Source organism: Mobilicoccus caccae, assembly GCF_030161635.1.
In the GTDB taxonomy this organism is placed as follows: Bacteria; Actinomycetota; Actinomycetes; order Actinomycetales; family Dermatophilaceae; genus Mobilicoccus; species Mobilicoccus caccae.
This window is the reverse complement of record NZ_BSUO01000001.1, coordinates 3,815,039-3,840,089: the sequence shown is the minus strand read 5'-3', so window position 1 is coordinate 3,840,089 and position 25,051 is coordinate 3,815,039. Positions and strand designations below refer to the sequence as shown.

At 67.8% G+C, this 25,051-nt stretch carries 22 protein-coding genes, 2 tRNA genes, 3 pseudogenes and 2 other annotated features; of the genes and pseudogenes, 19 read left to right on the top strand and 8 right to left on the bottom strand.

The window, feature by feature from the left end; genetic code table 11:
- Positions 1-21 precede the first annotated feature (21 nt).
- The 9 genes and pseudogenes from QQK49_RS23415 (at position 22) to QQK49_RS18795 (ending at position 8,212) form a co-directional block, all read left to right on the top strand.
- Positions 22-783, top strand: coding sequence for a DNA replication/repair protein RecF (locus QQK49_RS23415; RefSeq protein WP_431310555.1), 762 nt, complete (start codon positions 22-24; stop codon positions 781-783).
- A complete protein-coding gene (locus QQK49_RS23410; RefSeq protein WP_431310554.1) occupies positions 735-1,280 on the top strand; it encodes a DNA replication/repair protein RecF in 546 nt (181 codons plus the stop codon). The genes QQK49_RS23415 and QQK49_RS23410 overlap by 49 nt, the downstream gene beginning before the upstream one ends.
- Complete coding sequence (locus QQK49_RS18825; RefSeq protein ID WP_284305310.1) at positions 1,277-1,867, top strand: DciA family protein; 591 nt, start codon at positions 1,277-1,279, stop codon at positions 1,865-1,867. Before QQK49_RS23410 ends, QQK49_RS18825 begins: the two co-directional genes overlap by 4 nt.
- Positions 1,868-2,242: 375 nt before the next feature.
- Positions 2,243-4,357, top strand: coding sequence for a DNA topoisomerase (ATP-hydrolyzing) subunit B (gene gyrB, locus QQK49_RS18820; protein ID WP_284305954.1), 2,115 nt, complete (start codon positions 2,243-2,245; stop codon positions 4,355-4,357).
- Positions 4,358-4,425: 68 nt separating this feature from the next.
- Positions 4,426-7,042, top strand: a pseudogene (gyrA, locus tag QQK49_RS18815) (DNA gyrase subunit A).
- Positions 7,039-7,593 (top strand): DUF3566 domain-containing protein, encoded by a 555-nt coding sequence (locus tag QQK49_RS18810; protein ID WP_284305309.1) that lies wholly within the window; start codon positions 7,039-7,041, stop codon positions 7,591-7,593. The pseudogene gyrA and the gene QQK49_RS18810 overlap by 4 nt, the downstream one beginning before the upstream one ends.
- 110 nt (positions 7,594-7,703) lie before the next feature.
- Positions 7,704-7,777: transfer RNA gene (locus QQK49_RS18805), tRNA-Ile, on the top strand.
- A gap of 159 nt (positions 7,778-7,936) precedes the next feature.
- Positions 7,937-8,110, top strand: coding sequence for a DLW-39 family protein (locus QQK49_RS18800; RefSeq protein WP_284305308.1), 174 nt, complete (start codon positions 7,937-7,939; stop codon positions 8,108-8,110).
- A gap of 29 nt (positions 8,111-8,139) precedes the next feature.
- A tRNA-Ala gene (locus QQK49_RS18795) sits at positions 8,140-8,212 on the top strand.
- 601 nt (positions 8,213-8,813) lie between these two features.
- Here QQK49_RS18795 and QQK49_RS23405 read toward each other — a convergent pair.
- Positions 8,814-8,888, bottom strand: a pseudogene (locus QQK49_RS23405) (hypothetical protein); the annotation flags it as partial.
- Between the two features lie 368 nt (positions 8,889-9,256).
- On the opposite strand from QQK49_RS23405, the gene QQK49_RS18785 reads away from it, so the two are divergent.
- Positions 9,257-9,547: a transposase gene (locus tag QQK49_RS18785; RefSeq protein ID WP_284304458.1), complete on the top strand. Its 291-nt coding sequence runs from the start codon at positions 9,257-9,259 to the stop codon at positions 9,545-9,547.
- Positions 9,523-10,485 (top strand): IS3 family transposase, encoded by a 963-nt coding sequence (locus QQK49_RS18780; RefSeq protein WP_431310553.1) that lies wholly within the window; start codon positions 9,523-9,525, stop codon positions 10,483-10,485. The genes QQK49_RS18785 and QQK49_RS18780 overlap by 25 nt, the downstream gene beginning before the upstream one ends.
- Positions 10,486-10,680: 195 nt before the next feature.
- Here the strand turns inward: QQK49_RS18780 and QQK49_RS18775 are convergent.
- Positions 10,681-11,942, bottom strand: a protein-coding gene (locus QQK49_RS18775) for an IS3 family transposase (protein ID WP_094449642.1) whose coding sequence is annotated in 2 segments (ribosomal slippage) — positions 10,681-11,591 and positions 11,591-11,942 — 1,263 coding nt in all. Because the reading frame shifts where the segments join, the coding sequence is not laid out codon by codon here.
- A 150-nt stretch (positions 11,943-12,092) separates the two neighbouring features.
- Positions 12,093-12,224, top strand: a sequence feature (AL1L pseudoknot).
- 48 nt (positions 12,225-12,272) lie between these two features.
- Here QQK49_RS18775 and QQK49_RS18770 point away from each other — a divergent pair.
- The 6 genes and pseudogenes from QQK49_RS18770 (at position 12,273) to QQK49_RS18745 (ending at position 16,640) form a co-directional block, all read left to right on the top strand.
- Complete coding sequence (locus QQK49_RS18770) at positions 12,273-12,560, top strand: IS3 family transposase (protein WP_284305306.1); 288 nt, start codon at positions 12,273-12,275, stop codon at positions 12,558-12,560.
- Positions 12,561-12,854: 294 nt separating this feature from the next.
- Positions 12,855-14,081, top strand: coding sequence for an IS110 family RNA-guided transposase (locus tag QQK49_RS18765; protein ID WP_284305305.1), 1,227 nt, complete (start codon positions 12,855-12,857; stop codon positions 14,079-14,081).
- Between the two features lie 34 nt (positions 14,082-14,115).
- Positions 14,116-14,382 (top strand): annotated as a pseudogene (locus tag QQK49_RS18760) (DDE-type integrase/transposase/recombinase); the annotation flags it as partial.
- Positions 14,383-14,437: 55 nt separating this feature from the next.
- Positions 14,438-15,705, top strand: a protein-coding gene (locus QQK49_RS18755; protein ID WP_284303543.1) for an IS3 family transposase whose coding sequence is annotated in 2 segments (ribosomal slippage) — positions 14,438-14,741 and positions 14,741-15,705 — 1,269 coding nt in all. Because the reading frame shifts where the segments join, the coding sequence is not laid out codon by codon here.
- Positions 14,737-14,871: a sequence feature (AL1L pseudoknot), on the top strand. (Overlaps the previous gene by 135 nt.)
- 21 nt (positions 15,706-15,726) lie before the next feature.
- Positions 15,727-15,990: an integrase core domain-containing protein gene (locus QQK49_RS18750; protein WP_431310552.1), complete on the top strand. Its 264-nt coding sequence runs from the start codon at positions 15,727-15,729 to the stop codon at positions 15,988-15,990.
- Between the two features lie 17 nt (positions 15,991-16,007).
- Positions 16,008-16,640 (top strand): transposase, encoded by a 633-nt coding sequence (locus tag QQK49_RS18745; protein WP_431310551.1) that lies wholly within the window; start codon positions 16,008-16,010, stop codon positions 16,638-16,640.
- A 161-nt stretch (positions 16,641-16,801) separates the two neighbouring features.
- Here the strand turns inward: QQK49_RS18745 and QQK49_RS18740 are convergent, their stop codons facing one another.
- The 3 genes from QQK49_RS18740 to QQK49_RS18730 form a co-directional block, all read right to left on the bottom strand.
- Entirely contained in the window at positions 16,802-17,227 is a 426-nt protein-coding gene (locus QQK49_RS18740; protein WP_123575383.1) for a cupin domain-containing protein, read from the bottom strand.
- A 126-nt stretch (positions 17,228-17,353) separates the two neighbouring features.
- Positions 17,354-19,354: a heavy metal translocating P-type ATPase gene (locus tag QQK49_RS18735; protein ID WP_284305304.1), complete on the bottom strand. Its 2,001-nt coding sequence runs from the start codon at positions 19,352-19,354 to the stop codon at positions 17,354-17,356.
- 96 nt (positions 19,355-19,450) lie between these two features.
- Positions 19,451-19,684: a heavy-metal-associated domain-containing protein gene (locus QQK49_RS18730; RefSeq protein WP_071644956.1), complete on the bottom strand. Its 234-nt coding sequence runs from the start codon at positions 19,682-19,684 to the stop codon at positions 19,451-19,453.
- Between the two features lie 161 nt (positions 19,685-19,845).
- Between QQK49_RS18730 and QQK49_RS18725 the strand changes: the two genes are divergently transcribed.
- Positions 19,846-20,529, top strand: coding sequence for a Crp/Fnr family transcriptional regulator (locus tag QQK49_RS18725; protein WP_284305303.1), 684 nt, complete (start codon positions 19,846-19,848; stop codon positions 20,527-20,529).
- A gap of 243 nt (positions 20,530-20,772) precedes the next feature.
- The gene (locus QQK49_RS18720; RefSeq protein ID WP_284305302.1) at positions 20,773-21,249 is read left to right on the top strand and encodes a hypothetical protein; all 477 of its coding nucleotides are present in this window, start codon (positions 20,773-20,775) and stop codon (positions 21,247-21,249) included.
- 359 nt (positions 21,250-21,608) lie between these two features.
- On the opposite strand, the gene QQK49_RS18715 is transcribed toward QQK49_RS18720, so the two are convergent.
- The 3 genes from QQK49_RS18715 to QQK49_RS18705 all read right to left on the bottom strand — a co-directional run bounded on the left by QQK49_RS18715 (position 21,609) and on the right by QQK49_RS18705 (position 24,877).
- A complete protein-coding gene (locus tag QQK49_RS18715; protein WP_284305301.1) occupies positions 21,609-22,202 on the bottom strand; it encodes an HAD-IC family P-type ATPase in 594 nt (197 codons plus the stop codon).
- A 47-nt stretch (positions 22,203-22,249) separates the two neighbouring features.
- The gene (locus tag QQK49_RS18710; protein ID WP_284305300.1) at positions 22,250-23,377 is read right to left on the bottom strand and encodes a heavy metal translocating P-type ATPase; all 1,128 of its coding nucleotides are present in this window, start codon (positions 23,375-23,377) and stop codon (positions 22,250-22,252) included.
- Between the two features lie 205 nt (positions 23,378-23,582).
- Positions 23,583-24,877 (bottom strand): IS3 family transposase gene (locus tag QQK49_RS18705; protein ID WP_284305299.1). Its coding sequence is split into 2 segments (ribosomal slippage): positions 23,583-24,598 and positions 24,598-24,877, totalling 1,296 coding nucleotides; the frame shifts between segments, so codons are not numbered across the junction.
- Between the last annotated feature and the right edge of the window lie 174 nt (positions 24,878-25,051).

The following is a 25,051-nucleotide window of genomic DNA, read 5'->3' as shown; positions in this document are numbered from 1 at the left end:
GAGGTCGCTCTCGAGCCGGGCGTGAGCACCCTCGTCGGTCTCAACGGCGTGGGCAAGACCAATCTGGTCGAGGCCGTGGGGTATCTGGCCTCCCTGGCCTCGCATCGGGTGGCCCAGGACGCGCCGCTGGTGCGGTTCGGAGCCGAGCGCGCGATCGTGCGGGGAGCCGTCATCCGGGACGCTCGCGAGACGCTGGTCGAGCTGGAGATCGTCCCGGGACGGGCCAACCGGGCGCGGCTCAACCGGGCTGCGGTACGTCCCCGCGAGGTGTTGGGCTCGCTGCGCACGGTCCTGTTCGCGCCGGAGGATCTGGCGCTCGTCAAGGGTGACCCCTCGGATCGCCGCCGGTTCCTCGACGACCTGCTGGTCTCGCGGCAGCCGCGATGGGCGGGCGTGCGCTCGGACTACGACAAGATCCTCAAGCAGCGCAACGCCCTGTTGCGGGCCGCCTCCCCCACCCGCGGTCCCGGCCGGCGGCGTGAGCGCGGGCCGGCACCCACCCCGGAGACCCTCGAGGTCTGGGACGACCACCTCGCGCTCGTCGGCGGGCAGCTCCTCTACGCCCGGCTGCGCCTGCTGCGCGACCTCCGACCTCTTCTCACCGAGGCGTACGGCCAGGTCAGCGCCGGTGTGAGCACGGCGAACGCCACCTACCGCTCGTCCCTCGACGACGACACGGCGGCCGAGATCGAGGCCGGCGAGGTGTTCTCCCCGAGGAGCTGCGGGATCGGCTCGTGGCCACCATGGGGCTGCGGCGCGCCGCCGAGATCGATCGCGGCGTGAGTCTGTTCGGCCCGCATCGGGACGAACTCGTGCTGTCCCTCGGCGACCTGCCGGCCAAGGGATACGCCTCGCACGGGGAGTCCTGGTCGTTCGCGCTCGCGCTCAAGCTCGGGGCCTACCACCTGCTGCGACACGACCTCGGGGACGATCCGGTGCTCATCCTCGACGACGTGTTCGCCGAGCTCGACAGCGGACGCCGGGAGCGCCTGGCCGGGCTGGTCGCCGACGGGGAGCAGGTGCTCATCACCGCGGCCGTCGGCGAGGACGTCCCCGACGCCCTGCGCGGGGCACGGTTCGGGGTGCGACCCGGGCAGGTGTTCGTGGGCGAGACCGGTCCCGACGACGCCGAGTTCGATCCCCCGGACCTCGACGACGACGCCGACGATGATGTCGACGACGCCTCTGAGGATGACGACGCAGCTCAGGACACGGATCACGAGGACGCCGATGAGGACGCCGAATCCCACGACGCGCACCCGGTCGAGGAGTCCGCATGAGCGCCGACCTGCCTCCAGAGGGCCGTGACGGCCTCGAGCCTGCCGAGACCCGTCCCGACGGCGCCCGCGCCGCCGATCTCGCGGACGAGGACGCCCTGACCCGCGCGGCCGCGAGTGCTCTGGCTCGGGCGCGGGAGGCGGCGCGGGCCAAGGGTCTGCGTCCGGGATCGCGGCCGGCTCCGCGCCGACGCCGGCGCACCGAGGCCGTGTTCAGCGGCACCTCGGACGACGCCCGTGATCCCCGGGCTCTGGGTGACCAGATGGACCGGTTGCTGCTGGACCGGGGGTGGAAGGTCGACGTGGCGGCGGGGTCGGTCATGGGTCGGTGGCCGGTCATCGTCGGACCGGACGTCGCTCAGCACTGCGCGCCGGTGACCTTCGAGGACGGCATCCTCACGGTGCGCGCCGATTCGACCGCGTGGGCGACGCAGTTGCGCCTCATGCTCCCGGCGATCCTCGAGCGGTGCGCGGCCGAGGCCGGCGTCGGGGTCGTCACGGAGGTGAAGATCACCGGTCCGTCGGCACCGTCGTGGAGCCGAGGTCTGCGTCGGGCACGGGGTCAGGGTCCGCGCGACACCTACGGCTGAGCGGCTCGGCCGGCCCGCTCCCGCGGTGATATCCGTGCGTGGCCGACGCCGTCGTGGGCGGGAGCTGCGGCACCCGGGGGCGCTGCTCGTCTCTACCGTCCGCTCGCGCGAGAACGACCCGGTCACGTACCCCGACACCAGAACATGGGGTGCGAGGCTCTCATCGGCGGTTCGGGGGCGTCGTGGGTGGGTCTGTCGGTGCGGGACGGTAGACTGAGCCGTCATTCAGATTCCGGTGTCGTTCCGACCCCGTCCGCGCGTGATACTCGGCTCGCAGCCGGTGTGTGCGGAGGCGTCCGACCCGGTCCCCCCGCGACGAGGAGAAGCGTGTCGACACCGCCTACGAACGAGACCCCAGACGTTCCCGGCGAGCCGATCCCGCCTGCGCCGGCCGTCAGCGATCCGACTTCGCCGGTCTACGACGCCACGGCGATCACGGTGCTGGAGGGTCTCGACGCGGTCCGCAAGCGTCCGGGCATGTACATCGGTTCCACGGGTGAGCGGGGTCTGCACCACCTGGTCTGGGAGATCGTCGACAACTCGGTCGACGAGGCCTTGGCCGGTCACGCCGACCACATCGACGTGACGTTGCTGGCCGACGGTGGCGTGCGGGTGCGCGACGACGGCCGCGGTATCCCCACCGACATCCACGCGACCGAGGGTGTGTCGGCGGTCGAGCTCGTGCTCACCCAGTTGCACGCGGGTGGCAAGTTCGGCGGCGGCGGGTACAAGGTCTCCGGCGGTCTGCACGGCGTGGGCTCCTCCGTGGTCAACGCCCTGTCCTCGCGGCTGGAGGCCGAGGTCCGTCAGAAGGGCCACGTCTTCCGCATGGCCTTCGAGCGTGGCGTGCCCGTCGCTCCTCTGGAGAAGGGTGAGGAGACCGACGAGACCGGAACGACGATCACGTTCTGGCCCAGCTCCGACATCTTCGACACCATCGAGTTCGACTACGAGACCCTGCGGGCCCGGTTCCAGCAGACGGCGTTCCTCAACAAGGGTCTGACCATCAGCCTGACCGACGAGCGTGAGCAGGCCGTGGCCTCCGCCGAGGACGAGCTGGAGGACTCCGAGGAGGCCGACGCCGCCAAGGCGGTCGGTGGTACGTCGGGCGCCGGGGACGCCGAGCAGGACGTCGAGAAGGCCCGCGGCGCGGAGGTCGCCAAGGACGAGTCGGGCCGTGCCAAGGGGCGCCGGGTCGTCTACCGCTACGACGGCGGACTGGTCGACTACGTCACCCACCTCAACGCCAGCAAGCGCAGCGAGAAGGTGCACGAGGAGGTCATCTCCTTCGAGTTGGAGGACACCTCTCGCGAGATGACGCTCGAGATGGCGATGCAGTGGACCACCGCGTTCTCGGAGTCGGTGCACACCTACGCCAACAACATCAACACCCACGAGGGCGGCACGCACGAAGAGGGTTTCCGTGCGGCGATGACCCGGTTGATCAACGAGTTCGCGCGCAAGCAGAACCTGCTCAAGGACAAGGACGAGAACCTCACCGGCGACGACGTCCGTGAGGGGCTGACGGCGGTCGTCTCGGTCAAGCTCGGCGAACCGCAGTTCGAGGGTCAGACCAAGACCAAGCTGGGCAACTCCGAGGTCAAGGGCTTCGTGCAGGGCGCCATCAACGAGATGCTCGGCGACTGGTTCGACGCGCACCCCGGCGAGGGTCGCGACATCGTCCGCAAGTCGATCAACGCGGCGGCGGCGCGGCTCGCGGCTCGCAAGGCGCGTGAGGCGACCCGGCGCAAGGGGCTCATGGAGTCCGGTGGTCTGCCCGGCAAGTTGCGTGACTGCCAGAGCAAGGACCCCTCGATCAGCGAGATCTACATCGTCGAGGGTGACTCCGCGGGCGGTTCGGCCAAGGACGGCCGCAACCCGTTCAACCAGGCGATCCTGCCCATCCGCGGCAAGATCCTCAACGTCGAGAAGGCCCGCATCGACAAGGTGCTGTCCAACCTCGAGGTGCAGGCCCTGATCAGCGGTTTCGGAACCGGAGTGGGTGAGGACTTCGACCTCGCCAAGGCGAGGTATCACAAGATCATCCTCATGGCCGACGCCGACGTCGACGGCATGCACATCCGCACGCTGCTGCTCACGTTGTTGTTCCGGTTCATGCGCCCGCTCATCGAGGCGGGCTACGTCTACCTCGCGCAGCCGCCGTTGTATCGAATCAAGTGGAGCAACCACGAGCACGATTTCGTGTTCTCCGACCGTGAGCGAGACGAGAGGTTGCGGGCCGGACAGGCCGCCGGCTGGAGACTGCCCAAGGACAGCGGGATCCAGCGGTACAAGGGTCTGGGCGAGATGAACGCCAACGAGCTGTGGGAGACCACGATGGACCCCGATCACCGGGTGTTGTTGCAGGTCACGCTGGACGACGCGGCGGCCGCCGACGAGATCTTCTCCGTGCTCATGGGCGAGGACGTGGACTCGCGCAGGTCGTTCATCCAGAGGAACGCCCGTGACGTGCGCTTCCTGGATGCCTGACCCTTGCGAATCACCCCGCCCGCCGCGGCGACTGTTGACGACGACGAAGGACTGACCTCGTGACCGATATGACGCCGACCGAGACCGACAGGATCGAACCGGTCGACCTCAACGCCGAGATGCAGCGCAGCTACATCGAGTACGCGATGAGCGTCATCGTGAGCCGTGCGTTGCCGGACGTGCGTGACGGGTTGAAGCCGGTGCACCGGCGCATCGTGTACGCGATGTACGACGGCGGGTTCCGGCCCGACCGTGGGTACAACAAGTGCGCGCGCGTGGTCGGCGACGTCATGGCCCAGTACCACCCGCACGGCGACTCGGCGATCTACGACGCGCTGGTGCGTCTGGTCCAGCCGTGGGCGATGCGGTACCCGCTCATCGACGGTCAGGGCAACTTCGGCAACGCCGGCGACGACGGCGCCGCGGCGAGTCGGTACACCGAGTGCAAGATGATGCCGCTGGCCATGGAGATGGTGCGCGACATCCGCGAGGAGACCGTCGACTGGAAGGACAACTACGACGGCAAGAACAAGGAGCCGGTCGTCCTTCCCTCGCGGATCCCCAACCTGCTGGTCAACGGCAGCGCCGGGATCGCCGTCGGGATGGCGACGCAGATCCCGCCGCACAACCTGCGCGAGGTCGCCGAGGCCGCGCAGTGGATGCTCGACCACCCCGACGCCACCCGCGAGGAGCGCCTCGAGGCGTGCCTGCAGATCATCAAGGGGCCGGACTTCCCGACCGCGGGGCTCATCATGGGCCGCAGCGGCATCGAGGACGCCTACCGCACCGGGCGCGGCTCGATCGCGATGCGGGCGCGGGTCAGCGTGGAGGAGATCAACGGGCGCACCTGCCTCGTGGTCACCGAGCTGCCCTACCAGGTCAACCCGGACACCCTCGCCCGCAAGATCGCCGAGCTCGCCAAGGAGGGCCGGCTCGCCGGCATCGCCGACATCAACGACGAGACCTCCGGGCGTACCGGGCAGCGTCTGGTCATCGTGCTCAAGCGTGACGCCGTGGCCAAGGTCGTGCTCAACAACCTCTACAAGCACACGGCGCTGCAGACGAGTTTCGGGGCGAACATGATCGCCCTCGTCGACGACGTGCCCCGCACCCTGCCGATCAGTGCGTTCGTGCGGCACTGGGTCGACCACCAGATCGAGGTCATCCGGCGACGCACGGAGTACCGCCTCGCCGAGGCCGAGAAGCAGATCCACCTGCTGCGCGGATACCTCAAGGCGCTCGACATGCTGGACGAGGTCATCGCGCTCATCCGGCGCTCCCCTCGGCGGACGAGGCGCGCGTCGGCCTGATGGAGCTCCTCGACGTCGACGAGTTGCAGGCCAGGGCCATCCTCGACCTGCAGTTGCGGCGCCTGGCGGCGCTGGAGCGGCAGAGGATCATCGACGATCACGACGCCCTCGAGGCGCAGATCATCGACTTCCAGGACATCCTCGCCAAGCCGGAGCGTCAGCGCGCGATCGTCAAGGAGGAGCTGGACGACGTCGTCGCGCGCTACGGCGACGATCGGCGCACCGAGGTCGTGCCCTACGACGGTGAGGTCTCGATGGAGGACCTCATCCCGCGGGAGCCGGTCGTCATCACCATCACCCGCGGTGGGTACGCCAAGCGCACCCGCGTCGAGGAGTACCGCAGTCAGCGTCGCGGCGGCAAGGGTGTGCGCGGCGCGCAGTTGCGCGGCGACGACATCGTCGAGCAGTTCTTCGTCACGACCACCCACCACTGGTTGTTGTTCTTCACCAACCTCGGGCGCGTGTACCGGGCCAAGGCGTACGAGCTGCCCGAGAGTGGGCGCGACAGCCGTGGCCAGCACGTCGCCAACCTCATGGCCTTCCAGCCCGACGAGCACATTGCGGGCGTCCTGGCCCTGGAGAACTACGAGGTCGAGCCCTACCTCGTGCTCGCCACCCGGCGCGGATTGGTCAAGAAGACCCGTCTGTCCGACTTCGACTCCCCCGCAGCGGCGGCCTCATCGCGGTCAACCTGCGTGACGGCGACGAGTTGGTCGGTGCGCGCGTGTGTTCCGCGGCAGACGACCTCCTCCTGGTCTCCCGCAAGGGGCAGTCGGTGCGTTTCCACGCCAGCGACGACATCCTGCGACCGATGGGGCGCGCCACCAGCGGTGTCACGGGCATGAAGTTCCGTGCCGACGACGACCTGCTGGCCATGAGCCTCATCCGCGAGGGCCAGAACCCCGACGTCTTCGTCGTGTTCGAGAACGGCCTGGCCAAGCGCACCCCCGCGTCGGACTACCCGGTCAAGGGACGCGCGGGCCTGGGTGTGCGTGTCGCGGCGATCAGTGAGCGTGGCGGCGACCTCGTGGGCTCGCTGGTCGTCGACGAGAGCGACGAGGTCATGGTCGTCATGGAGAAGGGCAAGGTCGTCCGCTCCCGGGTGGACGAGGTGCGGCGCACCGGACGCAACACGATGGGTGTGCAGTTCGCCAAGCCCGATGCCAAGGATTCGATCGTCAAGGTGGCCCGCAATCCTGAGCGTGCGGCCGAGGAGGTCGCGGAGGCCGTCGAGGCGGCCGACGCGGAAGGCACCGAGGTCAGCGTCGCGGACGCTGCTGACGTGGAGTCTCCGGTCGATGCAGTACCGTCGGAGAACGCGGCCGGCGAGCCTGGCCCGGTGGACACCGACGAGGAGCCCGGAGGTCTCGAGTGAGCAGCCCAGCACCCCGACCCGCGGGATCGACGACGGGTGGCCAGCGGACGGCGCGTCCGGCCCCGGGTACGCCGGGCGCCTCCGACAGCGGGTACACCACCCCGTCCTCGCCGGGTCGGACGGCCACGGCCACCTCTCCGAAGTCCTCATCCCGGCCGTCTCCGTCCTCCCGCGGCGACGAGCCGCGCAAGGTGCGGCTGACGCTGTCGCGGGTCGACCCGTTCTCGGTCATGAAGATCTCGTTCCTGCTGTCGGTGGCGGTGACGATCGCCGGTGTGGTGGTCGTCGCGGCGCTGTGGATGATGTTGCAGGGCATGGGCGTCTTCTCGACCCTGAACAACACGCTCAACGAGCTCGCCCAGTCGACGACGAACACGGGCGAGATCAACGTGCTGGAGATCCTCAGCTTCGGCCGGGTGCTGTCGCTGGCGATCATCCTGGGCGTGGCCGACGTCATCCTCGTGACGGCGATCGCCACCCTGTCGGCCGTGATCTACAACATCTGTGCAGCGCTCGTCGGCGGCGTCTCGGCGACGTTCACCGACGTCTGAGATGGCCTGGTGGGGCGCGATCGGCGCCCGCCCGGAGCCGTTTTGGTCGTTGGCCGATGCGTGCGCTAACGTGGGTAGCCGCCACGCTCCCGGGTGTGGCGGGCGACAGCGGGCCTATAGCTCAGACGGTTAGAGCGCTTCCCTGATAAGGAAGAGGCCACAGGTTCAAGTCCTGTTAGGCCCACCGCTGATGAGGCCGACTCCCTTGGTGGGTCGGCCTTTTCGCTTGCCGTCTCCGGCGCGGCGGGCGGGCGCCGGTACCGGCGAGGGCGCTTCGGCCGGTATCATCGGTGCAGGCCGCCGGATCGTCGGCCTGGTTCGTCGAAGGGTGGGGTGTGCAGGCATGAAGCGGATCGTGGCACTGCTCGTCGCGACCGCCGGCGCGGCCGTCGTGGGTCAGCGCTGGCAGGCGCGGCAGGCCGAACGGGCACTGTGGGTGGAGATCACCGACCCGTCGCCGCGCGAGAGCGCCACACCGCAGACGACACCCCAGCAGGATCTCGTCGGGTCGCACTGACACCGACACGGACGACTCCCGTCGTCCACGGGGCCTTGGCGCAATTGGTAGCGCACCTGCTTTGCAAGCAGGGGGTTAGGGGTTCGAGTCCCCTAGGCTCCACGTAAGATGAGAAAATCGAAACTTGCCCCGCCTGATGGCGGGGCAGTTTTGATTCTGCGGTGACGTGGGCCGGGGCATCGATGCTGGTGTGTGCGAGGACGCTGGCGGTGGTCTGCTCGGGGGTGTAGGTGGCGTTCTCTTCGTCGTCGATGGTGATGCGGGTGAACAGGGCGCGGTTGAGGATGCGTCGTTCGGCTGGTTCGCACTTGTTGTAGAGCTCGTCGAGGTCGACCAGGAGTTCGGCGAGCTGGTCCAAGCCTGTTCGGGCCTCGGCGTAGGTGTCGGTGAGGTTGTCGAGCCGGGTGGTGATTTGGTCGAGGCTGGCGCGGATGCGGTCTTGTTCGCTTTTGAGGAGGTCGAGGGGGATCGCGTCGGCGTAGTGAGCTTGGACGAGTTTGAGGCGTTCGGCTTCGAGCTTGCTGCGCTGGGCGGTCAGGAGCTTGCGTTCGTCCTCGCTGGATCCTTCGAGCTGGTCGAATACGTCGTTGAGGACCTTCCGGACGTGCTCGGCCTGGGTCTGGGTCAGGGAGTTGCGCTGGTAGGTGCGTTCGATCTCGGCTTCGGCGCGTTCGGCAAGGATCGCGGAGCGAGTGCATTGGGTGGTCTTGCGGCGTCGTCCGGAGCAGGTGAAGTACTCGTAGCGGTCCCCGGCCTTGTCGCGGGGGCGTTCGATCATGAGCTTGGCTCCGCAGGCGCAGTACAGGGTGCCTTTGAGGTAGTGGTCGTACTTCTGTGGCCGTTCGCCACGGGCGTTGTTGGCGTCCAGGTTGGTCTGGACGCGCAGCCACGTCTCCGCGTCGACGAGGGGCTGGTGGGTGCCGTCGTAGGTGACGCCGCGGAAGGTGACGGTGCCCTGGTAGTAGGGGTGGATCGCCCCGGGAAGTGTGGAGGGCTTGATCTCCCCAGGAGGATGGAGTCATGCCTGCACCAAGGAAGTACCCCGAAGAGCTGCGTGAGCGGGCGATCCGGCTGGTCCGGGATCGCATCGCGGACGAGCCGGTGAGGTTCCCCCGGAGCGTGGAGGCATCCACAATGAGGATCGAGATGCCAGAGAAGCGCAAGAAGTACGACCGGGAGTTCCGTGAGGGAGCGGTCCGGATCGTCGAAGAGACGAACAAGCCGATCGCGCAGGTCGCCCGCGATCTCGGCGTGAACGAAGGCACGTTGGGCAACTGGGTTCAACGCGCCCGGGCCGCGCGCGAGGGACACGGCGAGCTGACCAGAGACGACGTCGAGGAGCTCAAGCGGCTCCGCGCCGAGGTCGCTGAGCTGCGGATGGAGCGTGATGTCCTCAAGCGATCCGTGGTCCTGTGGGTGAAGGAGGCGACGAAGTGAGCGTGGCACGCTTCATCGCCGACCAGAGGACCAACTATCAGGTGCCACACACGCTGGTCTGTGCCCTGCTCGGGGTGTCGCTGGCGTGGTTCTACAAGTGGATCGCCCGGGCGAACGGGCCCGGCGCGGCCAGTGGGTTGTTCACCGACGCCGATCGGCGCCGCGACAGCGTCGACCGGGCCGTGGCCGTCGCGTTCACGAAGGCCAAAGGGCTGCACGGATCGCCCCGCCTGCACGAGGACCTGCGCGAGGCGGGATGGCAGGTCAGTGGGAAGACCGTCGCTGACTCGATGCGCCGCCAGGGCCTGGTGGCCCGCGTCATCAAGCGGCGCAGCGGCCTGACCAGGCAGGACAAGACCGCAGCGAAGTTCCCCGACCTGGTGCGCCGCGACTTCACCGCGCCGGCGCCGAACCGCAAGTGGGTCGGCGACATCACCGAGATCCCCACGGCCCAGGGCAAGCTGTACCTGGCCACCGTGATCGACCTGTACTCCCGTCGCCTGCTCGGCGCGGCCACCAGCAAGCACCCCGACGCCGAGCTGGCGTGCGCCGCAATCCGGATGGCGGTGACCGCCCGCGGCGGCAAGGAGGCCATCTGGCGCGAGGATGAGGCCGAGCGCGTCATCTTCCACACCGACAGGGGCTCGACCTACACGGCGACCTCGTTCACCCGGTTGTGCACCGAGCTCGGGCTACGCCAGTCGATGGGCCAGGTCGGGTCCTGCTTCGACAATGCCGCCGCGGAGGCCTTCTTCTCCTCCCTGGAGTGGGAAGTCCTGTCCCGGCACGAGTTCGACACTCGCGCCCAGGCCAGAGCCGTCGTCATCGACTGGGCCTACGGCTTCTACAACCACCAGCGCCGCCACAGCGCGGCTGGCATGATGTCACCGGTCGCCTACGAGCAGTCCACCGCAGCGTCTGTCCCGGACGCCGCGTAACCGCAAGCCCTCCACGATCTGGGGGAACCACACGGGCCTGCCGGTCTCGCGAGCGTGCCGGTTGGTCGGTGAGCAGCTGGGGATCAATGGCGACTCGTTGCGGAATTGGGTCAAGCGCGAACGCGTCGATGCCGGGGAGGTCCCGGGCGTGCCCAGTATGGGGCCCTACCCCCGGATCTTGGACACGGGGTGTGATTACGCAGCCGTCGGCAGCGTAGCGGTGTTGCCGGTCTCGTAGAGGACCGGCGGGACGTAGCGGCACCACGAATGGCGTCGCTTGGTGTTGTAGCGGACGAGCCACCTGAAGACCTGCCGGCGGCAGACCAGTTCGTTGCTCCAGCAGGCGGCGTCTTGGAGAACCTCGCGCTTCATGGTGGCGTTGAACGACTCGGCCAACGCGTTGTCCGCGCTGGACCCGACGGCGCCCATGGACTGGGTGACGCCGAGCTTGCGACAGAGCTTGGCGTAGTCCTTCGAGCAGTAGACCGACCCGTGGTCGCTGTGAAATACGCTGCCCTTGAGGGTGCCCCGGGTTGCGGCGGCGGCCTTCAACGCGTCCTCGACGAGCTCGGTACGCATGTGGTCAGCGATGGCCCACCCGACAAGCCGACGGCTGTAGCAGTCGATCACGGTCGCCAGGTAGAGGTTCGTGCCGTCGGCGATCGGCAGATAGGTGATGTCGCCGACGTAGCGCAGCCCTGGCGCCGGGGCGGTGAAGTCGCGCTTGAGCAGGTCGGGGTACTTCTGGCCAGACGGTTCGGGGATCGTGGTCCGCACCCGCCGCTTCTTCACATAGCCCCGGATTCCTTGCAGCCGCATCACCCTGGCGACGCGCTTGTGGTTTACCCGCTCACCGGCAGGCGCGCTGTCGTTGAGCTCGGCGGTGATCCGTGGCGCACCCTGGGTGTTGTCCTCGGCATGGACAGCCCTGATCCGCTCTGCCAGCGCCGCGTCGTCAGCTGCCCTGGCTTCTCGGGCCGGGGCAGCCTTGAGCCATGCGTAGTAGGACGAGCGCTCGATCTCGACGAGCTCACACAGTCGCTTCACCTCGAAGGTGGCGGAGTTGTCGGCGACGAACTGGAAGCGACTCACCAGCCCGTCTCCCCAGCGAAATACTTGGCCGCCCGCTGGAGGATCTCCCGCTCGGTGGTGAGCTTCGTCGTCTCGACCTCGAGCTCGTTGACCCGGGCCTCGAGCCGGGCGATCTTCTGCTCAGGCGTCTCACCGGCGGGACCCGTAGGGCTTGTCGGCGACGGCTTGGACTGCAGTGGGCTGGAGGTCAATGTCCCGTCAGCGGCGGTCTTCTTGCCGGTCCCGTAGACCTCGAGCCAGTGCCGCAGCGTGCCGCGCACGATGCCGAGATCCTCGGCGATGCCGCGGACCGTGGCGCCCGGGGTGGACTCGTACAAGTCGACGGCCTGACGACGGAACTCCTCGGAGTAGTTCTTCCGGGCCATGATTCCTGGATCATCTCGCTTCCCCAGCAGGTGCTGGATTCAGCGTGTCCAAGAACCGGGGTCAAGCCCCATGGAAGCAGCTCGGATCGCCGAGTTGGAGAAAGAGAATCGTGAACTGCGCCGGGCGAACACGATTCTGCGTCAAGCGAGTGCGTATTTCGCGCAGGCGGAGCTCGACCGCCGCTGACCGATATCGATGGTTTCATCGATACGCACCGCGATGAACATGGGGTCGAGCCGATCTGTCGCGAACTCACCGAGTCCGGCGTGCAGATCGCCCCGAGCGGATACTACGCGCGTAAGTCCCGTCCAGCATCGGCGCGTTCAGTGATGGATGCCCAGATCGATGAACGTTTGCAGGTTCTCCATGCGGACAATCTTGGCGTGTATGGGGTAAGAAAGCTGTGGAAAGCCTACAGCCGGGCCTGGCCCCAGGAGCCGGTCGCGCGGTGCACCGTCGAGCGACGGATGCGGGCCCTGGGCCTGGCCGGAGTCCCCAACTCCCGCACCGCCAGGACCACCAGGTCAGATCCGGCGCAGGCGAGCCCGGGTGACCGCCTGGAGCGGGACTTCACCGCCCCGGCCCCGGATCGGCGATGGGTCGCCGACATCACCTAATGGTGGAGCCACCCGGGGTGGCGGCTCCTGGCAGGGGCCACTGAGATTTCACTGACCCGTAGGGTCGATGCTGGTGGTGAGCTGCTGGCGGGTGTCCACTCACCTGTGCTTCACCAAGGCTCGGCCGTGCCGAGGTTTCTCAACGTAGACGGTGGCCCTGCCAGTTGCCCGGGACCAGATCATCGGCTTGTGAGATGCCGCGCCATTGAGCGCTTCCATTAGGTCGCCGTGCTCGTCCCGATGCTCATCACCGGTCCGACCGTCGGACCGCGTGGAAGGGACGAGGAGAAGTGGATGGCACCTGTCACCGTCGGCATCGACTGGGCTGAGGGGCATCACGACGTCGCTGTCATGGACGAGGCCGGCGCCGTCGTCGGCAAGACCCGGATCGACACCGGCGTCGCCGGTTTCACCGAGCTGCTCGCGTTGATCGCCGAGCACGGCGGTACGCCCGAGCAGACCCCGGTCGGCATCGAGACCGACAAGAACCTGCTCGTTGTCGCGCTCGTTGCTGCCGGGTTCACCGTGTACCCGCTGAACCCGCGCGCCGTGGCCCGCTACCGGGAGAGACACTCCCAGTCCGGGCGAAAGTCCGACGCCCGCGACGCCGCGCTGCTCGCCGACGTGTTGCGCACCGACCGTCACCTGCACCGCCCGATGCCCGCGATCAGCGAGCAAGGGCTGGCGCTGAAGGCGTTGGCGCGCCAGCACCAGGAAGCGATCTGGGCATGGCACGACGTCCTCAACCGGCTGCGATCGCTGCTGATGGAGTACTACCCCCAAGCACTCCTGGCCTTCCCGAACCTCAAGCACAAGGCCGCGATCGAGGTCCTGGGCCTTGCCTCCAGCCCGAGCAGCGCCAGGACGCTGACCCGCCGACGCCTCGTCGCGGCGCTGCATCGCTGCGGCCGACGCAACGACCCACCCCTGGTCGACCAGCTCCTCACGGCACTACACGCAGACGGCCTCGCCCAGCCACCCGCCGTCGAAGCTGCCCTCGGCACAGCAGCCGCCCAGCTGATCGCTGTGGCCAAGACGATGAGCGCCGGTGTCGACGAGCTCGAAGCCGCCCTGACAGCAGCGTTCGCCGAACACCCCCAGGCCGCGATCGTGGCCAGCGCACCAGGACTGGGGCCAGTCCTGGCCGCGCGCGTCTTGGCCGAGATCGGCGACGACCCCACCCGATTCCCCACCGCTGCTGCGCTGCGCTGCTACGCGGGCACCGCACCCGTGACCAGGTCCTCCGGCCGCTCCCACTACGTCAAGGCGCGCAAGGTCCGGAACAAGCGACTGGGCGACGCCTGCCACTGGTGGGCCTTCGCCACCCTGACCCGCTCGCCAGCAGCCCGAGCCCACTACGACGCCCGCCGCGCCGCCGGCGACCATCACAACGCCGCTCTGCGCAACCTCGCGAACAAGCTCCTCGGCAAGCTCTGGTGGTGCCTGACCCACGGGCAGGAATGGGACGACGCGACCGCCTGGCCAGCGCACCCACGAGCCGCTCTGCCCGCGGCTGCCTGAGCCTGATGTTGACACCTCACTCGCGTGGGATGTCTACGTCTCGACCTGGGCCGGGTTCGTTTATGTCGCCTTCGTCATGGACCTGTTCTCCAGGCGAATAGTCGGCTGGCGGGTATCCACATCGTTGCGTACCGATCTGGCCCTGGACGCACTCGAGCACGGCCTCTGGAATCGGTCACGCGAACATTCAGACCTATCCCAACTCATTCACCATTCCGACAAAGGATGTCAATACGTCTCGATTCGCTACACCGAGCGCCTTGCCGAGGCAGGCATCGAGGCCTCGGTCGGCTCCGTCGGTGTGAATCGCACTGGGTTGGTTGGAGTCTCCATCGTTTGGAAACGAGGATGGACTCATGCCGAAGGACACCACCCCGGGGAAGCCGACCACGCGTCGCTACAGCCCTGAAGAGAAGGCAGCTGCGGTGCGGCTGGTCAGGACACTGCGTGCTGAGCTGGGCACCGAGCACGGCACGATCCAGCGCGTCGCGTCCCAGCTCGGGTACGGCACCGAATCGGTGCGGTCCTGGGTCCGCCAGGCCGACATAGACGAGGGCCACGTGCCGGGGGTCAGCACGAGCGACGCCGCGCGGATGAAGGCCCTCGAGCAGGAGGTCCGGGAGCTCAAGCGGGCCAACGAGATCCTGAAGAGGGCAGCCAGTTTCTTCGGGGCGGAGCTCGACCGCCAGCACAAGAGGTAGCCGCGTTCATCGACGTCAACCGCGATGATGTCGTCGCGGGCCGGCGTCTGGGGGTCGAGCTCATCTGCAGCGTGCTGCAGGTGGCCCCGAGCAGCTACTACGAGTTCAAGAACCGCCGGCCGTCGGCTCGCGCCCAGCGCGATGAGGTGATGGGCCCGATCGTGCGGCAGCTGTGGGACGACAACTATCGGGTCTATGGCGCCCGGAAGGTCTGGAAGGCTGCACGGCGTGGCGGTCACGACATCGGCCGGGACCAGGTCGCCCGGCTGATGCGCACCGCAGGCATTGAGGGTGTCGGGCGCACCAAGGGGGTCCGCACCACCAAGCCCGATCCGGACGTGCCTCGCCACCCCGACCTGGTGGGCCGCGACTTCACCGCCTCCGCGCCGAACCAGCTGTGGGTCACCGACCTGACCTATGTGCCGACCTGGGCCGGCGTCGCGTACGTCTGCTTCATCATCGACGCCTACTCACGCGCGATCGTCGGGTGGCGGGTCGCATCCCACATGCGGACCACGATGGTCCTCGATGCCATCGAGATGGCCCGTTGGTCACGCGGCACCCAGCTCACCGGTCTGCGGTGTCACAGCGACGCGGGCAGTCAATTTACGTCGATTCGCTACGGCGAGCGCTTGGCAGAGATCGGTGCCGTGCCGTCGATCGGCACCGTCGGCGACAGCTACGACAACGCCCTGGCCGAGACCGTGAACGGCTACTACAAGGCCGAGCTCATCCGCGGTCCCGCACGCGAGAGACGGCCGTGGAGGACCGTCGAGGACGTCGAGCTCGCCACCCTGAGCTGGGTCCACTGGCACAACCACGACCGACTCCACGGCTACCTGGCCGACGTCCCACCAGCGGAGTTCGAGGCGACGTTCTACGCTACGAAACGGACCGACCAACTCCTGGTCGGAATCCAATAGCCCGAGCCTCCATCAGACCCAGTGCGATTCAGTGATTCCTACGACAACGCTGCCGCCGAAGCGCTCAACAAGCTGTACAAGAAGGAACTGATCTGGCGTCGTGGACCGTGGAGCGGCCTGGACGCCGTCGAGCTCGCCACCCTCGAATGGGTCGACTGGTACAACAACACCCGCCTGCACTCATACTGCGGCGACATCCCGCCCGTCGAGTTCGAGAGCATCTACTACGCTGAACTGACCACCGCGCCGACAACCACCGGCCCGGCACAACCCGCTCTCCACTGAACCCGGGGCGATCCAGCGTGGGTTTCGCGGTCACCGAGAAGATCCGCGACGCCATCGACCTGGTCCCGAAGAAGGTCTGGACCCCGGCACTGGACGCCGACGGTGGGATCCGCGAAGGAGGTGACGTCGCCGAGCTCACCGGGCTCTTGGACCTGAGCAGCTGGCCGACCGGAATGCGCGTCATCGTGCGCCGCGAACGACCCCATCCCGGCGCCCAACTGTCGCTGTTCGAGGAACGTGACGGCTGGCGCTACCAAGCCTTCGTCACCAACACCACGACCGGACAACTGGCTTTCCTCGAGGCCCGGCATCGGGCGCACGCTCGGGTCGAGGACCGGATCCGGCACGCCAAGGACTCGGGGCTGGGGCGGTTCCCGTCGCGGGAGTTCGAGATCAACCGGGTGTGGCTGATGCTGGTGCAGATCGCTGCCGACCTGACCGCATGGACCCGGCTCCTCGCACTGACCGGAGACGCGAAGTCGCTGGCGGCGTGTGAGCCGAAAGCGCTGCGCTACCGCTTCCTTCACGTCCCAGCCCGGCTGACTCACAGCGCCCGCCGACGACGCTTGCGGATACCCGAGTCGTGGCCATGGGCGGCCGCGATCGTCGCAGTCTTCGCCAACATCGCCGCGATCCCACAACCCGCCTGACCCCCCGTCCGCCCACGACATCACGACCCGGAGAACCGCAGCCCGGCAGCGCCAGCCGGCCCAACGTCGTACCCGCGCACCGTCATCGACTCACCCCACGCAGCGATGCCGTCGTCGGCACCGTCATGAAAGACCGGGGCTAGATAACGTGACGATGGGGGTCAGAGCCGAGGGGGTTCGTCCTCACCGGCGGCTTCGGCGGCGTCGGCTTCCTCCCGGGTCGCGAAGGCGGCGCCGGCAGCATGCTCCGGTGGGCTGTAGATGGTGTAGAGCACCAGCGGCTCGTCGCCGGTGTTGCGGAAGTTGTGCCGGGCTCCGGCCGGTACCGCGCATTGGTCACCGGCATCGATGGGGTGGGTGTGGCCGTTGAGATCGGCTTCGCCGGTGCCGGAGACGAAGGTCAGGATCTGGTCGGTGTGCTCGTGGACCTCGTCGCCGATCTGGCCGCCGGGCGGGATGGTCATCACCACGATCTGGGCGTGTTCACCGGTCCACAGCACCTTCCGGAAGTCGGGGTTGTCCCGGGCCACGTCCGCGATGGTGAAATGCTCGACGTTGTCTCCCAGGGTGAAGTTCTTTCCGTTCATGATTGCTCTCCTCCAGTTGCGTTTTTCGTTTTCGATGTTCGGGTCGTTGTTGTGAATTTGTCGGTGTGTCCCGCGCCGGGAGCGGTAGCGGCTGGGTACCTGTTTGCCGCTTACGCGGGTTCGATGTCAGGCGTTGACCTGTTGCGCCGCTGTTCCGGTGGTCCTCTCGCTCTTCGGCATCGTGGTGGAGCCGCGGGCGTTGCGCAGTAGTCGCATCGCGTTGGCGATGACCACCAGTACGGAGGCTTCGTGGACGAGCATGCCGATCGACATGGTCACTCCGCCGGCGAAGACGCCGGCCAGCAGCAGCACCACGGTGATCAGGGCGATCGCGATGTTCTGCCGCATGACAGACACGGTCCGCTTGGCCAATCCGATAGCTTCCGGCAGCTTGAGCAGGTTGTCGCCCATCAGGGCGATGTCCGCGGTCTCCACGGCTACGGCCGAGCCGGCCGCCCCCATCGCCACGCCGATGTTCGCGGTGGCCAGGGCCGGGGCGTCGTTGACGCCGTCGCCGACCATGGCGATCGTGTGGCCCTCTTGCTGCAGCTGCGCGACCACGTCCAGCTTGTCCTCGGGAAGCAGGGAGGCGTGGATCTCGTCGATCCCGGTCGCCTTCCCGATGGCCTCGGCCACCAGCCGGGTGTCACCGGTGAGCATGACCACCTTCTCCACGCCGGCCCGGTGCAGGCGGGCGACCATCTCGGGTGCATCCTGTCGGACCTGATCGGCGACGGCGACGACGCCGATCACCTTGTCATCGACCGCCACGATCATCGGCGTCTTGCCCTCGGCGGCCAGCGATTCCGCCGCCTGGGCGGCGCTGCCGTCATCGACAACGCCGTACTGGAGTAGTAGCGGCGGGTTACCGATCAGCACCCGCCGACCGTCGACATCGGACACGATGCCCTTGCCGGGGACCGGGGTGACCGTGCCGGGGATGCCGTGCGGGCCTACTCCCTCGGCCTGGGCGGTGTCCAGGATGGGACGGGCCAGCGGGTGTTCGGAGCCGGCCTCAGCGGCGGCAGCCCAGCGCAGCACCTCGCTGCGCTCCAACGCCGAGTCCAGGACGACGACGTCGGTCAGCTGCGGGCGTCCCTCGGTCAGGGTGCCGGTCTTGTCCACGGCGACCGCGGAGATCTTCGCCGAGGTCTCCAGGAATTCGCCGCCCTTGATCAGGATGCCGTTGCGGGCGGCGCGGCCGATGCCGGCCACGATCGCGACCGGGATGGAGATCACCAGGGCGCCGGGACAGCCGATGACCAACAGGGTCAGGGCCAGCACCACGTCGCCGGAGATCAGTCCGGCCGCCAGGGCCAGCACCATCACCGCGGGGGTGTACCAGCCGGAGAAGCGGTCGATGAACGCCTGGGTGCGGGCCTTGGCGTCCTGGGCCTCCTCGACCCGGTGAATGATCCGGGCTAGGGTGGTATCGGCACCGATGCCGGTGGCCAGCACCTGCAGGAAACCGCCGCGGGAGACGGTGCCGGCGAAGACCTGTCCGCCCTTGGATTTCTCCACCGGGATCGACTCGCCGGTGATCGATGCCTCATCGATGGCGCCGGTACCCGAGACGACCTGCCCGTCGACGGGGACCTTCGCGCCGTTCTTGACCAGCACGATCTCGCCCATTCTCACCTGCGCGGCAGGAACCTCCTGTTGCTGACCGTCGCGCACGACGGTCGCGGAATCCGGGGCGACAGCGACCAGTTCCGCCAGTGCCGAACGCGTCTTGTTCAAGGTGGCAGCTTCCAGGGCGTGGCCGATCGCGAACAGGAACGTGACCGCCGCGGCCTCCCAGAAGTTGCCGATGATGACAGCGCCGATGGCCGCGACCGACACCAGCAGGTCGATGCCGATGACCTTGGCGATCAGCGCGCGAACCGCCTTGAGTACGATTCCGTAGCCGGCGACGGTGGCCGCGGCGATCATGAAGACGTCCCCGAGGGTGAAGACCGCGCTGGCATGCGTGCCGTGGGCGCCGGCGTCCAGCCACCACTGCGGGCTGACGGTGAGGTTGGCGACACCCCCGCCTAGCCATTGGAGGGCGAACGAGATGATGATGAGCACGCCGGACACGACGGGAACGGACCAGTTCCCATAGACCCATTTCTGGAGCCTGTTCACTTTCGGGTACGACCTTTCTGCGTTTCGAGCCGGCGGACCGGCGGACTGGAATGAAGGGTGTGCGCGGGCCCCGCGGGGCCCGCTGGCTGGCTGGTGTTAGAAGGCCGCGGGCGTGGCCTTGTAGCCGGCCTTCACGACGGCGGCGACAAGGTCATCCACCGAAACGCGCTCGGCGTCGTGGTCGATCTCGATGCGGGCGGAGGCGAAGTGGACCTTCACGTTCTCGACACCCTTGAGGCGGCCGACCTGCTTCTCGATCTTGGCCACGCAGGAGGGGCAGGAAAAACCTTCCGCGCGGAGGATGGTGTGGGTTGTGGTCGCGGTGGTCATTGTGGAATCCTTCCATCGTGGTGTTTCTTATTGACACCTTCACCGTAGGTTCACCGTGCCCCGAACTCCTTGACATAGATCAAGTTCGCGGGGCTCCTGCCCAGCGCCGCTCGCTCCGTCCGTCACAGTGACGTCCAGCCAGCGTGCGATAGACTGGCGTCATGTCCGAGGATGACTTGTGCGTCACCCGCGTCCCGATCTTCCAAGGTCTCACCCCGCAGGAGCAGTTGCGCGTCGCGGACTTCGCCCGCCCGGTACTCGCCAAAAAAGGGGAGATTGTCTATGCGCCCGGACAGTCGGCCTCGCGCCTGCTGGTGATGCACAGCGGACAGCTCAAGGTCAGCCACGCGGCCGCCAACGGCCAGGAACAGATCCTGCGAACGGTGACCGACGGTGATGTCGTCGGCGAACGGGCCTTCCTGACAGGCCACCGCCCCAACGACCTCGCCATCGCGCTGGAAGACAGCCGGATGTGCGTCTTCGACCACGCCGACCTTGCGGTCCTGCTGCGTGACTACCCCGACATCAGTCAGCGGATGCTGCGCACGCTCTCCGACCGGCTCTCCTCCGTTGAGCGCCTGCTGGCGGCCGTCACTTCCAGCGATGTCAATGCCCGCGTCGCGGCCTACCTACTGGACCTACCCGGCAGCATCCGGGACGGAGCGGCCATGGTGAGACTGCCGATGGCGAAACAGGAAATCGCGGCGTACCTTGGCACGACGCCGGAAACCCTGAGTCGACGCCTCGCCGCGCTCTCCGCCTGCGGCATCATCGAATTACACGGGCGCCGAGACGTCACGATTCTCGACATCGATGCACTTGAGCACGTAGCCACACCTCAATAGCCATCGCCGTCGCAGCGTCCTGGTCAGCATCGCCGCAGTCGCGCGGGTCGAGGCGATCATCGCCGGCCGCGACGACGAAGTCGACGCCCTCGCACCCCACACCATCGCGGCCGCGTCCGTCCACGTCGGCACCTACGTGCGGATGCTCGCCGCCGTGGAGACCGGACACCTGACCGGCATGCTCGCCGAGACCCGTACCGACCTCGTCGCCGCGCTTGAGCGGACCGAGACAGGAGACCAGCGATGACCAACGACCAGCAGCAGCCCACCGAACGCACCCCCGACGACCTCGAAGTCACCCACGGCCCACCGGCTGACGACGAGGAGCAGCCCGACACCCCTGACGCCACCGAGGGCGAGGAGAACGACGACACGGGCGGGGACAAGGCCACCAAGATGCGCAAACGCGCCCAGGCAGCCGAGGCCGAACGCGACGACCTCCGCTCCCAGGTGCAGGCGCTGCAACGGCAGGTCATCGAACAGGTCAGCCGCCTGTATCGACCGGCCGCGTTGTGGGCCACCGGAGCCGACCCCGCCGCCCTGTTCAACACGGACGGCACCCTCGACCGTGCCGCACTCGACGCCGCTGAGGACACTGCGATCCAACAGCTCGGCGTGAGCCGCGCCCCACGCCCCGACCCCTCCCAGGGACCCTCCGGCGCGCGCGACGCGACCACCACGTGGGGGCAAGCGTTCCAGAACGCACTCCACGACCAATGACCTGACGTAGGTAGAATGGCGACCGCGGCACCCGTTCGGGTTCACCCCCGACCGTGGTCGCCGCGGTCGCCCTCACCGGCACCCCGCAGGACTCGCCTCCTCGGGCATCGAACCCAACCCGTTCATGCCTCAGGAGGCATTCTCATGGTCACAACCGTTTCTGCTCAGCCGCTCCTCACCCCCGCCCAGGTAGAGGAGCTGTTCGTGCGGCCCGTCCTCACGCAGTCAATCGCCGGCCGCGTCTGCACTGGCTATGTCAACTTCATTTGGCCCCGGGTTGTCGGTCTGGCTGGGCCCCGGTTGGGTGCGAGAAGCCAACCCAGAGTGAACTCCGGGCAGCTTATGGGGGGCAGTTCATGTCAGTGGTGTCGGCGCAGGCGCAGGGAGTTGGTGATGACGCTCACCGAACTGAGGGCCATGGCGGCTGCGGCGATCATCGGGGACAACAGCCAGCCGAAGGCGGGGTAGAGCACTCCCGCGGCGATCGGAATGCCGATGACGTTGTAGATGAATGCGAACAGCAGGTTCTGCTTGATGTTGCGCATAGTGTCGACGGACAGGTCGCGGGCCTTGACCAGGGCTGCGAGGTCGCCGCCGAGGAGGGTCACGTCTGCGCTCTCGATGGCGACGTCGGTCCCGGTGCCCATGGCGACGCCAACGTCCGCCCCGGCCAGGGCAGGGGCGTCGTTGACGCCGTCACCGGCCATCGCGACCGTGTGACCTTGCTCCTGGAACCGCTGGACGTGCCCATGCTTCTGATCCGGAAGCACGTCCGCGATCACCTCGTCGATGTGGAGCTCGTCGGCGATGGCGTGGGCGGTGGTGGCGTTGTCCCCGGTCAGCATCACGATCCGCATGCCACGGTGACGTAGGTCGTCGATGGCCTGGGCGGTGGTGGGCTTGAGTGGGTCGGCGATGGCCAGGATGCTTGCAGGCTGACCATCGACAGTCACGATGACGGCAGTGGCTCCTTGGCGACGGAAGGCGTCGATGTCGTCGGTCAGGGGGTCGTGTCGGCATGCTGGGTCGTGAGGAAGGCAGGGCTGCCGACCATGACCTGGTGACCGTCGACCAATGCTTCGACGCCGCCACCCGGGCGGGCGGTGAATGCAGTGGCGGTCGGTACGGTGACGTCGCGTTCTCGCGCCGCGTCGACGATCGCGCGGGCCAAGGGATGTTCGGACCCGGACTCGACAGCGGCCGCCATGGCCAGCACGATCTCGGCGTGGTGGCCGGCGACGACCTTCTGGTCGACGAGGCTGGGATGGCCCTGGGTCAGGGTCCCGGTCTTGTCGACCACCAGGGTGTCGATCTTCTGCAGTCGTTCGAGTGCTTCGGCGTTCTTGACCAGGACGCCATCGCGGGCTCCGCGACCAACCCCGACCATGATGGACATGGGTGTGGCAAGGCCAAGCGCGCAAGGGCAGGCGATGATGAGCACGGACACTGCAGCAACGATCGCGAACGGTAGCCGGGGCTGTGGCCCGACCGTGGCCCAGACGGCGAAGGTGATCAGTGCGATGCCGATCACGACCGGCACGAACACAGCGGAGATCTTGTCGACGAGCCCTTGGATGGGGGCTTGGGAACGTTGCGCCTGGGACACGAGGTCGACGATGCGGGCCAGGGTCGAGTCGGCGCCCAGGCCGGTGGCCTCGTTGACCAGGCTGCCGCCGCTGGTGATGGTGCCGCCGATCACACGGTCGCCGGGGTTCTTGTCAACAGGTACCGGCTCGCCGGTGATCATGGATTCGTCGACGTAGGCGTGGCCGTCGACCACGATGCCGTCTGCTGGGATCTTCTCACCGGGGCGGACCCGGCAATGGTCGCCGACCTGCAGGTCCGCGGATGGCACTTCCTCTTCTTCTCCGTCGGGGTTGATGCGGTGCGCGGTGGCTGGCGACAGGTCCAGCAGGGCGCGGATGGCACCCGAGGTCTGGTCGCGTGCCCGCAGTTCGAGTACCTGCCCCAGCAGCACCAGGGTGATGATCACGGCGGCGGCCTCGAAGTAGACGCCGACCCGGCCACCGTCATCACGCATGATGGCCGGGAAGATCCCCGGGGCCAGGACGGCGACCACACTGTAGAACCACGCGGCACCCACACCGAGGCTGACGAGGGTGAACATGTTGAGGTGCCGGCTGGCCACTGATCGGGCGCCACGTGCGAAGAATGGCCACCCGGCCCACCACACCACGGGGGTGGACAGCGCGAGTTCGACCCAGGGCACCCACGCCCCGACGGCCAGGGCCGGGACCATCGCCAGCACCACCAGGGGCAGGCTGAGCACGGCTGCCACGCGGTGAATCGCCCCGGGTTTCGTGGAGGCTCGGTTACTTGGTACCAGCCCTGGTCGGGACGGGTGCTTCAGGGTAGTGCTCGGGCGTGATGGTGGCCCAGTGGTTGGCCTCGTGCTCGGCGGGCGGGACGAGCCCGATCTCGCCGTGTAGGCGGCGGTGGTTGTACCAGTCGACGTACTCGGCGACGGCGATCTCGACGTCGCCGACGTTCTTCCAGCCGCCCTTGGGGCGCATGGCCGGGTTGCGGATGCATTCAGCCTTGAACAGCGAGTTGAGCGCCTCGGCCATCGCGTTGTCGTAGCTGTCGCCGCGCGATCCGACCGACGCGACGGCCTCGGCCTCGGCGAGCCGCTCGGTGTAGCGGATCGCTCGATACTGCACTCCGCGATCGCTGTGGTGGACGAGGCCGGTGACGTCCTGGCCGGCCCGCTGCCGGGACCACAGCCCCATGTCGAGCGCGTCCAGTGCGAGGTCGGTGCGCAGCGAGGTGGACACCTGCCAGCCCACGATCATCCGGCTGAAGACGTCCAGGACGAACGCAACGTAGGTCCATCCGGCGTGCGTGCGGACGTAGGTCAGGTCGGCGACCCACAGCTGGTTCGGCGCGGTGGCGACGAACTTGCGGTCGACCAGGTCCTCGGGCCGCTCGGTCTCGGCTCCGTCGCCGATGGTGGTCGTGCGGGTCTTCTCCCGCGGGATGCCACGCAGGCCCTCGGCCTTCATGAGGCGCTCCACGGTGCAGCGGGCGACCTTCACGCCCTCGCGGTTGAGCTCGGCATGGATCTTCCGGGCGCCGTAGACACCCAGGTTCGCTTTGTGGGCGACCTTGATGTCGGTGACCAGCTCCGCGTCGCGGATCGCACGCGCGGACGGTGGCCTGGTCTTGGCGGCGTAGTAGCTGCTCGGGGCGACCTGCACGCCGGCCTTCTTCAGCACGGCGCAGATCGGCTCGACCCCGACCTCGCGCCCATCGACCACGTCATGGCGATGGGCGTCGATGTAGGCGACTACCTGTTGATGGGGCGGTCGAGCTCCGCCGCGAAGAAAGCCGAGGCCGTCTTCAAGATGTGGTTGGCCCGCCGGAGCTCGCGATTCTCCCGCTCGAGCTCGGCCAGCCGCTGCGCATCGCTCGTCGTGGTGCCCGGCCGGACTCCACCGTCGATCTCGGCTTGCCGGACCCAGTTGCGCAACGTCTCCGGATGCATCCCGAGCTGCTCGGCCACACGAGCGATAGCGCCCGGCTTCGTGGCGGGGTCCTGCCGCAACTCAACGGCCATCCGAGTGGCCCGCTCACGCAGCTCGTCGGGGTACTTCCTGGGTGCTGCCATGACTCTCATCCTCCATGGATTGAGAGCCTCCATCAGACCCGGGGCGATTCAATTCCGTTGTCATGAAATGACATCGGATGCATCCAACCGGCCGGATTGGCGATTCATCTTTCATCTTCATGCGCTTCCCCTTCGTCGTCCGACGCGCCGATCGTGAGCTGAGCCTCAGCGTCG

Bases quoted from the DNA above. Each gene is read 5' to 3' on its own strand.
- QQK49_RS18825 (WP_284305310.1), top strand. From the start codon at position 1,277: ATGAGCGCCGACCTGCCTCCAGAGGGCCGTGACGGCCTCGAGCCTGCC.
- QQK49_RS18800 (WP_284305308.1), top strand. From the start codon at position 7,937: ATGAAGCGGATCGTGGCACTGCTCGTCGCGACCGCCGGCGCGGCCGTC.
- QQK49_RS18785 (WP_284304458.1), top strand. From the start codon at position 9,257: ATGCCAGAGAAGCGCAAGAAGTACGACCGGGAGTTCCGTGAGGGAGCG.
- QQK49_RS18770 (WP_284305306.1), top strand. From the start codon at position 12,273: ATGGATGCCCAGATCGATGAACGTTTGCAGGTTCTCCATGCGGACAAT.
- QQK49_RS18765 (WP_284305305.1), top strand. From the start codon at position 12,855: ATGGCACCTGTCACCGTCGGCATCGACTGGGCTGAGGGGCATCACGAC.
- QQK49_RS18740 (WP_123575383.1), bottom strand. From the start codon at position 17,227: ATGAACGGAAAGAACTTCACCCTGGGAGACAACGTCGAGCATTTCACC.
- QQK49_RS18730 (WP_071644956.1), bottom strand. From the start codon at position 19,684: ATGACCACCGCGACCACAACCCACACCATCCTCCGCGCGGAAGGTTTT.
- QQK49_RS18725 (WP_284305303.1), top strand. From the start codon at position 19,846: ATGTCCGAGGATGACTTGTGCGTCACCCGCGTCCCGATCTTCCAAGGT.
- QQK49_RS18720 (WP_284305302.1), top strand. From the start codon at position 20,773: ATGACCAACGACCAGCAGCAGCCCACCGAACGCACCCCCGACGACCTC.
- QQK49_RS18710 (WP_284305300.1), bottom strand. From the start codon at position 23,377: ATGTTCACCCTCGTCAGCCTCGGTGTGGGTGCCGCGTGGTTCTACAGT.